The sequence below is a fragment of the Candidatus Dedyshia acidiphila genome (genome assembly GCF_051025295.1).
Classification (GTDB): domain Bacteria; phylum Acidobacteriota; class Terriglobia; order Terriglobales; family Acidobacteriaceae; genus KBS-83.
The window spans coordinates 1-12505 of sequence record NZ_JBMGJV010000028.1; the positions used below are offsets into that span (position 1 = coordinate 1).

General features: G+C 63.7%; 6 protein-coding genes. 3 read left to right on the forward strand and 3 right to left on the reverse strand.

Translation table 11 applies throughout. From position 1 onward, the window contains the following. Window positions 1-37: 37 nt before the first annotated feature. Entirely contained in the window at window positions 38-1399 is a 1362-nt protein-coding gene (locus AC5IJH_RS12315) for a hypothetical protein (protein WP_491903123.1), read from the forward strand. A gap of 5 nt (window positions 1400-1404) precedes the next feature. On the opposite strand, the gene AC5IJH_RS12320 is transcribed toward AC5IJH_RS12315, so the two are convergent. Genes AC5IJH_RS12320 through AC5IJH_RS12330 form a run of 3 tightly spaced genes read right to left on the reverse strand, consistent with a single transcriptional unit; the run spans window position 1405 to window position 7380 of the window. Continuing rightward, window positions 1405-2856, reverse strand: coding sequence for an efflux transporter outer membrane subunit (locus AC5IJH_RS12320; RefSeq protein WP_491903124.1), 1452 nt, complete (start codon window positions 2854-2856; stop codon window positions 1405-1407). Between the two features lie 44 nt (window positions 2857-2900). Then, the gene (locus AC5IJH_RS12325; protein WP_491903125.1) at window positions 2901-4118 is read right to left on the reverse strand and encodes an efflux RND transporter periplasmic adaptor subunit; all 1218 of its coding nucleotides are present in this window, start codon (window positions 4116-4118) and stop codon (window positions 2901-2903) included. Then, entirely contained in the window at window positions 4105-7380 is a 3276-nt protein-coding gene (locus AC5IJH_RS12330) for an efflux RND transporter permease subunit (RefSeq protein ID WP_491903126.1), read from the reverse strand. The genes AC5IJH_RS12325 and AC5IJH_RS12330 overlap by 14 nt, the downstream gene beginning before the upstream one ends. 572 nt (window positions 7381-7952) lie before the next feature. On the opposite strand from AC5IJH_RS12330, the gene AC5IJH_RS12335 reads away from it, so the two are divergent. Next, on the forward strand, window positions 7953-9389 hold the full coding sequence (locus AC5IJH_RS12335; RefSeq protein ID WP_491903127.1) for an efflux RND transporter periplasmic adaptor subunit: 1437 nt from the start codon (window positions 7953-7955) through the stop codon (window positions 9387-9389). Beyond that, a complete protein-coding gene (locus AC5IJH_RS12340; RefSeq protein ID WP_491903128.1) occupies window positions 9386-12502 on the forward strand; it encodes an MdtB/MuxB family multidrug efflux RND transporter permease subunit in 3117 nt (1038 codons plus the stop codon). The genes AC5IJH_RS12335 and AC5IJH_RS12340 overlap by 4 nt, the downstream gene beginning before the upstream one ends. Window positions 12503-12505: the final 3 nt, after the last annotated feature.

A 12505-nucleotide genomic window follows, 5' to 3' on the forward strand; every position in this document is an offset into this window, starting at 1 on the left:
CATGGTAAGTGGCAGTGGCCGCCTGAAGGAGTAGTGAATGAAATCTGGTTTGCTTCTGACGGTAGCCTCGTTCGCAATCGCGAGCAGTGCCGCGCTTGCGCAATATCCCGGCCGCGTCGATACGGAGAAGAAGGCTGCAACGTCGAGCCTGCGCTCGGTCGCTGTCCTGGAAACGACTGGCGATCCGAAGCATCCGGCGGCGACGCGCCTGGTTCCGGTGTCGCTGTTCGATGGAGAGCGGCTCGAAGACGGTGGCCTGTATCTGGCGCGGCCCGTGCCGCTCGCGCTCGACAGCGGGACGGAGTACGAGGTGGAGAGCTCCGGTGTGCCGCAGGGCTGGTACGACGTGAATAGCGCACGGCAGATCGGCACGGACTGGTTCGGTGTCGGCGATCTGAAGCCTTACATCGCGCCTCCGCCGAAGAAGCTCCACCCCTCGAAGGATCCCCCGACGGTGGTGCATGACAAGGCGCCAGCCGACGATCGCCCGCACTTCGTGCGCCGAGACCAGACGCCGGCAACGCCCGGTACCGCGAGCGCGACGCCTCAGCCGCAGGCATCCCAGGCGTCCTCTGCTCCGGTCGATCCGGATCGTCCAAAGCTGCGCCGCCGTCCGGATGAAGAGCGGCCGGCCGAGACCGCGTCCGCAGCACCGGCCGAAACGCCAAGCGCAGCGCCCGACCCCGAGCGCCCGCACCTGGGACACGGCGTGCCAGCTGATCTGAAAGATGAAGCGAAGCCGCTCGAGATCACGCCCGTGGATATGAATCAGCGTGTCGCCGTCTCGGATGCTGACAAGGTGGCGCCGCAGACCTGGGCCTATGACTGGGCGAGCGCCGGCGATGCCGCGAACGCGCAGAAGGAACTCGAAGCGCAGGCTGCGCAGTTGTTGGCGGCCGCGCCAGCGGCGTCCGGCTCACCAGCCACGCCCAAGCCCGCCGCAGTCAGAACGCCCGCCGGAGCAGGTCATACTGCACACCACACGACGCCGCGCTCTGCGCGCGTGAGGCCGGCAGACAAGGCGATTTCGGCGCTCACGGATGTGACGTTTCACGCGTTCGCGCTCACCAACGGAAGCGGCGCAACACTGGTGCTGACTGCGCGTGAGACCGGGACCACGCGATCGATTGCGCTGATCGCACAGCAGGATATCTACGGCAAGATCCAGGTAGTGTGGCACTCGATTACGGATGATCAGCATCTTGACGTCACGCCGCAGATGAGGCTCGTGGATGCGGTGGACCCGCGCGGCGACGGACGCGCGCACCTGCTGTTCGAGCAGCGCAACACGACTGATCGCCGATTCGTGCTGTATGCCGTGGGCGCGAATAGTGCGCAGCCGGTGTTTGCCGGCGATCCGCTTCCGCTGCATCCGATCGCCGCGCCAGCAACCGACTAGCAACCTTAAGGGTGCTGCGGAAGCTGTGTGCGATCCCAACCTCCGCCCAGTGACTTGACCAGCTGCACGCTCGCAGAAAACTGTCGCGTGGTGATGTCCGCCGCCGTGCGTCGATTGGTGAGTTCGATTGCCTGCGCCGTGATGACCTCAAGCGACGTGGTCAGCCCGCCCTTGTAGCGATTCGTCGAGATTTGGAGCGAGCGCTGCGCGTCAGCAACAGTGCGGGCCTGCTGCGCTGCCTCCTGGTTCAGAATGGTCAGTGACGAGAGCTGATCCTCGACATCCTGGAAGGACTGCAGCACGGTCTGCCGGTAGTTCGCGACCTGCAGGTCGTAGGCTGCGCGCGCCTGATCGCTCAATGCGCGACGACGGCCTGCGTCGAACAGAATCTGCGTCGCCGAGCCACCGAGCGACCACAGCGCACTGGGCCCCTGGAAGAGGATGCCCGGGCGTTTCGATTCCACGCCGCCGGTCCCGATGAGGTTAAGCCTCGGATAGTATGCGGCGATGTCGATGCCGATCTGCTCATTCGCCTGCGCCGCTCGGCGCTCGGCCGCGGCAACGTCAGGGCGGCGTTCCAGCAGCTCCGAAGGCACGCCGACAGGGAAGCTAGGCAGCGCCAACGTGAGTGGCGCTGGCGGCAAAGCGAAGGCGGATGCCGGCTGCCCGGTGAGTGTCGCGATGGCGTGCTCATACTGCGTGCGCGCGATGCTCACATCCACATCCTGGGCGCGTGTCTGGTCGAGCTGCGTCTGCGCCAGGGCCACATCCGATTCGCTCGCGACACCGCCACGGAATCGTGTCTGTGTCAGCTGCAGGTAGTGATCGTATTGCGCGATCGTGTCGTCGAGCAGTTGCTTCTGCGTGTCGAGGCCGCGCAACTCGAAGTAGTCGAGCGCCAGCTCCGAGCGGATGCTCAGGTCGGCATTTGCCAGCTCCGCGGCGGAGGCCTGGGCTACATCGCGCGCCTGCTGCACGGAGCGACGAATGTCGCCCCACAGGTCGGGCTCCCAGCTTGCCTGTCCGGCGACGACGTAATCGCTGTACGGATTGCCGCTGGTCGGCACGCCGATAGGACGATTGTTCGACTGGCGCGTGCGCGTGTACTGCGGCGTGAGCGCAACCTGTGGATAGTAGTTGGCCCGGTAGTAGCGGATTGCAGCCAAGGCTTCGGTGTACTGGGCCAGAGAGGCTTTGAGGGTCTGGTTGGAGATCGTCACGCGATCTTCGAGCGTGTTGAGCTGCGGGTCGCCGTAGGCCTCCCACCACTTGCCGCGGACGCGATCGTCTCCGGGCTGCGCCTGTTTCCAGCCCACGCCGGGTGCGTTCGGCGGCGGCACGCTGGGTATAGACACGCCGGGCTCCTCCTTGTAGGACGGAGCCATCGCCGCATCCGGCGTCTTGTAATTCGGGCCCACCTTGCAGCCGCCAAGCGCCGCGGCGATGGTTAGCGCCATGCCCGCAAGCATCAGCCGGCGAATGCTTGTTCTTGTTGCTGTCCTCACTGTCCCTGCTCCGCTCGATTCTGTCCCGGCTGGATGACGTGCAGCTTCTCGCCTTCGATCACCGAGTCCGGAGGATTCGTCACAATCATGGTATCTGGTTCGAGGCCGCTGACCACCTGCACCGTATCGCCGTCGTCGTGCCCGAGCACGATTGGCAGCAGCTTCGCGATGTCGCCGTTCGCGGTGTGATCGACCGTGACCACGCGCAGCCCTTCGCTGCGGAAGAGCAGCGCCGAGACGGGAATCACTGCTGTTGCCACGGGGCGGCCTACCTTCAGGTGAACCTCCGTGTAGGCGCCGGGAGTCAGCTCGCCCTTGGCGTTTGGCACATCGATTTCGACCAGCAAGGTGCGCGAGGTCAGGTCAATCGACTTCGCCGTGCGGACCAGCCTGCCTTCGAAGGTGCGCCCCGGGTACTCTGCGAACGTAAGCTGCGCGTTCACGCCCGGCAGTGCATCCCGCGAGTAGAGTTGCGGCACATTCACGTACACGCGGAGCACGTTTGTGGAGGCCATGTGGAACAGTTCCCGTGCTGCGCCGGCGTCGATGAGTTGCCCGATGTCGATGCTGCGCGAGGTGATGACACCATCGAATGGGGCATAGATATGTTCGAATCCGGCCAGTTGCTCCAGCCGCTGCACGTTTGCCTGCTGCGCACGAACCGTGGTGTTGCTGGACTGCGCCTGCGTGGTGAAGTTCTCCGTCTCCTGTCGCGACACGGCGTCCGAGCCGAGCAGGTCCTGGTAGCGCCTGGCCGTGGTCTTTGCGAGGCTGGCGTTCGACTCTGCGGTCGCCAGATCGGCGCGTGCCTGCAGAAGCTGCTGGTCGACTTCGGGCGAGCTGATCTCGGCCAGCAGCTGTCCCTTGCGTACATGCGCGCCGATGTCGAAGTTCCAGCGGCGGAGATAGCCGTTGGTGCGCGCGTAGATCGGCGCATCTTCGAACGCGTAGATGTTGCCGGGCAGCACAATTTCCGCGTTGGGCGAGCCGTTCTGCGCTTTTGCGAGCAGCACATCGGGCGCAGCCAGCGCGCTTGTCTCTGCGGCGAGTGTGGTGCCGGCATGCTTGCGCTGGATGATGCCGACCACCACGATCACGATGCCGGCGACCAGCACGATCGCAAGAAAGGTGAGCGCAGCGCGCGCGGAGACTTGAGCGGGCGCAGTCTCCGCGCGCGGCGGGTTCGTCTCGGAATTACGATCAGGCTGGTTCATGATCCTCGAAGCTCCCGGTATTGCCGGTTTTGTTGCCGTTCCGACCCGCGTTCTGCCGGCGACGCTCAAGCGCACCGTGCACGACGCTGAAGAAGGTGGGAACAAAGAAGAGTGTTGCCGCCGTGGCGAAAAGAAGACCTCCGATGACAGCGCGGCCGAGTGGCGCATTCTGTTCGCCGCCGTCGCCCAGGCCGAGCGCCATCGGCACCATGCCGATGATCATCGCCAGCGCCGTCATCAAGACCGGACGGAAGCGAGTGAACCCGGCATCCAGTGCGGCGCGGAGTGCGTCACCACCATTGCTCTCCATCTGCTCGCGGGCGAACGAGACCACGAGGATGGAGTTGGCCGTCGCGACGCCCATACACATGATGGAGCCGGTCAGCGCGGGCACGCTGATGTGTGTGCCGGTAAGAAAGAGCATCCACACGATGCCGGCCAGCGCGGCAGGCAATGCGGCGATGATGATGAACGGATCGAGCCATGACTGGAAGTTGACGACGATCAGCAGGTAGACCAGCAGGATTGAAAAGAGCAGGCCGCCGATCAGGCCAAGGAACGACGAGTTCATCGTCTGCACCTGGCCACGCACCACCAGGCGCGAGCCGCTGGGCAGTTCCTTGTGGTGCGCAGCAAGAATCTTGTTGATCCGGTCCGAGACGCTGCGCAGGTCAGCGCGCTCCACATTGCCGTAAATATCGACTACGGGCTGAATGTTGTAGTGGGTCACGGTGGCAAGCTGTTCGCCGCGCGTGATCGATGACAGGTTGCCGAGGATCTGCACCGGCTTGCCACCCATCTGTGCGGCCGGCGCGAAGACGCTGGGGCCGGTGTTGCCAGCGGCATTGCTGGCCGGGGTGAGCGGGATGTTCTGCAGATCGTTCAGTGTGTCCAGCGCATACTGCGGGGTCTGCGTTGCGATATTGTAACTAACGCCGTTCTTAGGATTCAGCCAATAGGTGGGCTGGGTCTGGAACGATCCGCTGAGCGCCACCAGTAGTGAACCCGCCACATCGCGCTGCGTCAGCCCGATGTCCTGCGCGCGTGAGCGGTCCACGTCAACGAACATGCGCGGCTGGTTGATGGGCTGCTGGATGCGCAGGTCTGCCGTCCCAGGCACGTACTTGATCTCATTCAGCAGGCGCTCGGCAAAGGCGTGGTTCGCGCTCTGGTTTGGGCCGATCACCTGGACGTCGAGCGGCGCCGGCAGACCGAAGTTCAGGATCTGCGTGGTGATGTCGACGGGCAGGCTGTAGAACGTGACGCCAGGGAACTGTTCTGCCAGCTTGCCGCGCAGGTCCTGCACGTACCGGTCGGTCGAGTGGTGATCCTTCGAGAGCGAGACCGTGATGTCCGCGTCGGCCGTGCCCACCACGCCCGAGTTGCTGTAGGAGAGGTTCAGGCCGGAGTAGGGAACGCCAATGTTGTCAATGATAGTGACGATTTCGCGGCGCGGGACTTCGCGGCGGATCGCGCCATCCACCTCGTCGCACAGGCGCGCCATCTCCTCGATGCGTGTGCCGGTTCGTGCCCGCACATGCAGCTTGAACTGCCCCGCATCGACGGAGGGGAAGAAGTCCTGACCCAGCCACGGGTAGAGCAGCGCGAACGAGCCGAGGCAGAAGATCACGAACAGGATCAGGAAGACGGTGCTCCGTGCGACGGCGAGCCCGAGCAGTCCGTGATAGAAGCCGCGAAGCTGCTCGAAGCGATGCTCGAACCCAAGCTGGAAGCGCACGAACGGGTTCCGGCTCTGCTGCTTGCGCTCTTCCTGCTCCGGGTCGTGCGCTTGCAGTAGATACTTCGCCATTGTCGGCACGACCGTGCGCGACAGGAAGTACGAGGCGAGCATGGCGAAGACGACGGACTCAGCGAGCGGGACAAAGAGATACTTTGCAACGCCGCCGAGAAAGAACATCGGCACGAACACGATGCAGATCGACAGTGTCGAGACAAAGGCCGGAATCGCGATCTGCGCGGCGCCGTCAAAGATGGCCTGCTCGATCTCCTTGCCTTCTTCGAGGTTGCGATTGACGTTCTCGATCTCGACCGTGGCGTCATCGACCAAGATGCCAACGGCAAGCGCCAGTCCGCCCAGCGTCATGATGTTGATGGTCTCGCCGAGCGCGCTCAGCAGGATCAGCGAGACGAGGATGGAGAGCGGAATCGAAACGGCGATGATCAGGGTCGAGCGCCAGCTGCCGAGGAAGACCAGGATCATGAAGCCGGTGAGGCAGAAGGCGATGATTGCCTCGCGGACAACGCCGGTGATCGCGCCTTTGACGAAGATCGATTGATCGGAGAGCGGTGTCAGGCGCAACTGTGGAGGCAGCGCGGCCTTGATGCCGGGCAGCTTGCCGTAGATGCCCTTGATGATGTCCAGCGTGGAGGCGTTGCCGTTCTTCTGGATGGTGAGCAGGGCGGCGCGCTGGCCATCCACGCGCACGATGTTGGTCTGCGGCGGAAAGCCGTCCCGCACATGCGCCACATCGCGGATGTAAACGGTGGCGCCGTTCACCTGACGGATGGGCAGATCGTTCAAGCCATCGATCGTGGTCGGCGCACTGTTCGTCTCCACCTGATATTCGTAGGCGCCCACTTTGACGGTGCCCGAAGGCAGGATCAGGTTCTGGTTGGCGATCGTGTTCGAGACGTCGCTTGGGGACAGCCCTTTGGCCTGCAGCTGCTTCAGGTCGAGATCCACCTGCACCTGGCGCTGCTTGCCGCCGTAAGGGTAGGGGACGGCAGCGCCACGCACGGTGACGAGCTGCGTGCGAACGAAGTTGAGACTGATGTCATTGAGTTGTTGTTCGGTCAGCCCTTCACCCGAGACGCCGAGCTGCAGGATCGGTACGCTCGACGCGCTGTAATCGATGATCAGCGGCGGTGTCGTGCCCGCGGGCAATTGGCGCAATTGCGTCTGCGAGACAGCCGTGACCTGCGCGATTGCCATCGACAGGTTCACCTGTGGCTGGAAGTAGAGCTTGACGACCGCGACGCCGTTCAGCGAGTTCGACTCGATGTGGTCGATGTTGTCGACCGTCGTCGTCAGGGCGCGCTCGGTGATGGTGATGATGCGCTCCGACATCTGCTCGGCGGAGAGCCCCTGGTAATTCCAGATAATGCTCACCACGGGGATGTCGATATTAGGGAAGATATCGACCGGCGTATTCAGGATCGAAAGCGGTCCGACGATGAGCAAAAGCAGCGCAAGGACGGCAAACGTATACGGCCGTCGAAGCGCGAGACGAACAATCCACATAGTGTTTTCGGACTTCCTGTAAACCGGACTGATGCCGGCCCGCTCTCCCTGTCCGCGCGAGCCGGAACGGAGGGGAGTGCAACATAGTGGGGCGGATGCCCCCAGTGTACAAAGAGAACCGGGTTCACCCGGACCGCACGGAGCGGCTCCCCTTCGCCTGCTGACTTGCCCTGGTGACGAGTGTCGCTCAGCCGCAGCGGCGGAGCGTGTCTCGAAGCCGGCGATTCTCCTGCTCAGCTTGAGCGCTGCTTAGGTAGATGTGAGATGCTGCCGGACCGATGCAGAAACTCCCACGTCAGCCGCAGGCGGCCTAAGTTCGAGTGACCCGCATGCGTGTTCCACATCGCCGGGTCAAAGAACAGAAGAGGGGCTCTGGCATCCTGGGAAATGCTGGAAAAGATTTACTCTTGTGCGAGAAACCAAAGCTCGTTCCTGTCCGTCTCCTAGCACAAGGCCGGCACCCCGCCCGCACTCGGGATGACACGCTGGTTCGAAAGCAGGCCGACGCCAGGGTTCGAGCTTCGGACCTATCGCATCGAGCCTCAGACGGCACAACGGAAAGAAGACTGCTCATGTCACCTGCTGCTCCAGTTGAACAGGCTCCCACCTCCACTTATGCGTACCGTGTTCCAGGTGGTGAGCCGCCCGCCGGCAGCCCGCCGGAGGAACCACGCCGTGGCGGCTGGGTCCGCTGGGTGGTGCTGCTCGTGCTGCTCTCGCTGGCTGGTCTTATCACCTGGCGCACCGTTACGGCGAAGCGTGAGGAGCAGGCCACCGCGGCCCGTCGCCAGCAGGCGATGGCGAACATGGCGATTCCGGTCCAGGTGGTTGCGGTGCAGCAGCGCACGGTCCCGATCTATCTCACGGGACTCGGGACCATCACGCCGTATTACAGCGTCAAGATCACCCCTCGCGTGACCGGCGAGTTGCTGCGCGTTAACTTCCACGAGGGCCAGGACGTGCACAAGGGCGAAGAGCTGATGACGATCGATCCGCGCCCCTACCAGGCGACGCTCGATCAGGCACGCGGCCAGCTGGCACGCGACCAGGCTCAGCTGCAGAACAACCAGGCGGAGTTCAACCGCTACAAGGCCCTGTACGACCAGGGCGTGGTTTCCAGGGAGCAGCTCGATACCTACCAATCCAACCTGGGCCAGTTCCAGGGTGCGATCAAGGCAGACGAGGCCTCGATCGAATCAGCTGAGCTGAACGTGACCTACTGCCACATCAAGTCGCCGATCGACGGCAAGGTCGGGCTCCGCCAGGTCGATCCCGGCAACCTGATCACCGCAAACACGACGCAGGCGCTCGTGATCAACCAGTTCCGGCCCATCGCGGTCTACTTCACGCTGCCGGAGGATGCTCTGCAGCGCGTGCTCGGCAAGCTGCGCTCCGACCACCACATGGACGCGATCGCCTATGACCGCTCCGACACGCACCAGCTCGAGAGCGGCCAGTTGATGGCCGCCGACAACCAGATCGACGTGACTACAGGCACGGACAAGCTGAAGGCGGTCTTTGCCAACCAGGATGAGGGTCTTTTCCCGAACCAGTTCGTCAACGTTCACCTCGTGCTCGAGCAGCGCAACAACGCCATCCTGGTGCCTGCGGCGGCCGTCCAGCACGGCACGGAGGGCGACTTCGTGTGGTTAGTGAAGCCCGGCTCGACAGGCGCGCAGCCGAGCTCGGCGAGCACCGATGCGTCGGATGCACCGAGTGGCGGCCGCCAGACCCGGGGTTCCGGGCAGCCCGCTGCGACGACGGGCACGCAGGACGGTCCGCAGCGTGCGCAGGCAGGCCCCAGCGGCACCGCGCAGATGCAGCCCGTTGTGGTTGACACCACCGAGGGCTCGATTGTGGTGCTCAAGAGCGGCGTTGCCCCTGGCGATCTGGTCGTGGTGGATGGCGCAGACAAGCTCCAGAACGGCAACAAGGTCGTCACCTCGATGGCGCGGCGCACGAACAGCGGCCAGCCGCCGCCGCAACAACAGCAGCTAGGTCCCTCGTGAGTCCTTCTCGCATCTTTATCCTTCGACCCGTGGCCACCTCGCTCCTGATGGTGGCCATCCTGCTGGCCGGCTTTGTCGCGTACCGGCAACTGCCGGTGTCGGCGCTGCCGGAGGTCGATTACCCGATTATTCAGGTCGTCACGTTCTATCCCGGCGCCAGCCCCGATGTGATGTCGTCCGCGGTGACAGCGCCGCTCGAGCGCCAGTTCGGCCAGATGCCGGGGCTGAACCAGATGACCTCGACCAGTTCGCAGGGCGGCTCGGTCATCACGCTGCAGTTCAATCTCGACGAAGACATCGATGTTGCCGAGCAGGAGGTGCAGGCCGGCATCAACGCTGCGCAGACCTTCCTGCCGCAGGGGCTGCCCAACCCGCCGATTTACAACAAGGTGAACCCGGCCGACCAGCCGGTCATGACGCTCGCGCTGACGTCGGAGACGATGCCGCTGACGCGGGTGGAAGATCTGGCCGACAGCAACCTGGCGCAGAAGATCTCGCAGGTACCGGGCGTAGGACTCGTCTCGATCGCCGGCGGACAAAAGCCGGCCGTCCGCATCCAGGCGAACCCGGCTCAGCTCGCCGCATACGGCATCAGCCTTGAAGACCTGCGCACCGCCGTCGCCGCAGCCAACGTGAACACCGCGAAGGGTAGCCTGAACGGCACGCGTCAGGCCTACACGATCGGCGCGAACGATCAGCTGCTCACCTCCGCCGAGTACCGGCCGGTGATCGTGGCCTACCGCAATGGCGCACCGGTGCGCATGTCGGATGTGGCGGACATCATCGATGGCGCGGAGAACACGATGCAGGCGGCCTGGATGAATCGCCAGCCTGCCGTGATCGTCAACGTGCAGCGGCAGCCGGGCGCCAACATCATCGCAGTCGTCGATCGCATTCGCAAGATCCTGCCGCAGTTGCAGAACACCCTGCCGGTGTCGATCCACGTGCAGGTGCTCACCGATCGCACGGAGACCATCCGCTCCTCTGTCGAGGACGTGCAGTTCGAACTGATGCTCACCATTGCGCTGGTCGTGATGGTGATCTTCCTGTTCCTGCGCAGCGTGGCCGCGACCATCATCCCCAGCGTGGCCGTGCCGCTCTCGCTGGTCGGCACCTTCGGCATCATGTACCTGCTCGGGTACAGCCTGAATAACCTCACCCTGATGGCACTCACGATCTCGACCGGCTTCGTCGTCGACGACGCCATCGTGATGATCGAGAACATCACGCGCTACATCGAGGAGGGCGAGCAGCCACTCGTGGCGGCGCTCAGGGGATCCGAGCAGATTGGCTTCACCATCGTCTCGCTCACCGTTTCGTTGATCGCGGTGCTGATCCCGCTGCTCTTCATGGGCGACGTCGTGGGCCGGCTCTTCCGGGAGTTTGCCATCACGCTCGCGGTCACCATCCTGGTCTCGGCCGTCGTCTCTCTGACGCTGACGCCGATGATGTGCGCCAAGCTGCTGCGTCATAAGCCGGCCGCGCAGCAGAACGTCTTTTATCGCCGGTCGGAGCAGTTCTTCGAGTATGTGATCCGCAAGTACGGCGAGACGCTCCAGTTCGTGCTGCGCCATCGTTTCGCCACTCTGCTGGTCACCATCGGCACGCTGGTTCTGACGCTGCTCCTGTATGTCGTCGTGCCCAAGGGCTTCTTCCCGATCGAAGACACGGGCGTGATTCTTGGCATTTCCGAGGCGCCGCAATCGGTGTCGTTCGCGAGTCTGGCTGAACGGCAGCAGCGGCTCGCCGATACCATCCTCCGTGACCCGGACGTGCTCAGCCTCAGCTCCTTCATCGGCGTCGACGGCGTGAACACAACGATGAACAGTGGCCGCATCCAGATCAATCTGAAGCCGCTGGCGCAGCGCACGGACCGGGTGAATGCCATCATCCAGCGTCTGCAGAGCTCAGTGCGCAATGTGCAGGGCATCACGCTGTACATGCAGCCGCTGCAGGATCTCACCGTTTCGGATGTGGTGAGCCGCACGCAGTATCAGTACTCACTCGAAGGCGCGGACGCGAATGAGCTGCGCACGTGGACTGTGCGCCTGGTCGACGAGTTGCGCAAGCATCCGGAGCTCACCGACGTTGCCAGTGATCTGCAGGACCAGGGGCTCGAGACCGACCTCATCGTCGATCGCGACACGGCGTCCCGCCTCGGCGTCAGCATGGCCACGATTGACAACGTGCTCTATGACGCGTTCGGTCAGCGCCAGGTCTCGACGATGTACACGCAACTGAATCAGTACCATGTGGTGCTCGAGGTATCGCCGAACTTCCAGGTCGATCCGAGCAAGCTGAGCAGCCTGTATGTGGCCTCCTCGACCGGCACAGAGGTCCCGCTGAGCACCTTCGTCAAGGTGCAGCCGACCAACACGGTGCTATCCATCGATCACCTGGGACAGTTCCCGGCCAGCACGATCTCATTCAACCTGGCTCCGGGCGCCTCGCTCGGCGACGCGGTTCGCATCATCAATCAGGTCGAGAACGACCTGCACATGCCGGAGACGGTGAACGCCAGCTTCCAGGGCACGGCCAAGGCGTTCGAGTCCTCGCTCACCAATGAGCCCATTCTCATCCTCGCCGCACTGATCACTGTCTACATCGTGCTGGGCGTGCTCTATGAGAGCTACATTCACCCGGTCACGATTCTCTCGACGCTGCCCTCGGCAGGCGTGGGTGCGATCCTTGCGCTGCTGCTCTTCCGCATGGACCTGAATGTGATCGGCATTATCGGGATCATCCTGCTGATTGGCATCGTGAAGAAGAACGCCATCATGATGATCGACTTCGCGCTCGAGGCAGAGCGGCAGGGCGGCAAGAGCTCTGAGGCGGCGATCTACGAAGCGTGCCTGCTGCGCTTCCGCCCCATCATGATGACCACAATGGCAGCGCTGCTCGGGGGCCTGCCTCTCGCACTTGGCACCGGCATGGGTTCGGAGCTGCGCAAGCCGCTCGGCATCACCATCGTTGGTGGCCTGATCGTCTCGCAGGCGCTCACGCTTTACACCACGCCGGTGATTTACATCTACTTCGACCGGCTTGCGCAGCGGCTCTCCCGTAGTCGCCGCGCGTCGATGCAGGTCACCGAACATACGGTCTCGGCGGACTAGGGC

Coding starts and splice junctions, on each gene's coding strand:
- AC5IJH_RS12315 (WP_491903123.1), top strand. CDS start 38: ATGAAATCTGGTTTGCTTCTGACGGTAGCCTCGTTCGCAATCGCGAGC.
- AC5IJH_RS12320 (WP_491903124.1), bottom strand. CDS start 2,856: ATGGCGCTAACCATCGCCGCGGCGCTTGGCGGCTGCAAGGTGGGCCCG.
- AC5IJH_RS12325 (WP_491903125.1), bottom strand. CDS start 4,118: ATGAACCAGCCTGATCGTAATTCCGAGACGAACCCGCCGCGCGCGGAG.
- AC5IJH_RS12330 (WP_491903126.1), bottom strand. CDS start 7,380: ATGTGGATTGTTCGTCTCGCGCTTCGACGGCCGTATACGTTTGCCGTC.
- AC5IJH_RS12335 (WP_491903127.1), top strand. CDS start 7,953: ATGTCACCTGCTGCTCCAGTTGAACAGGCTCCCACCTCCACTTATGCG.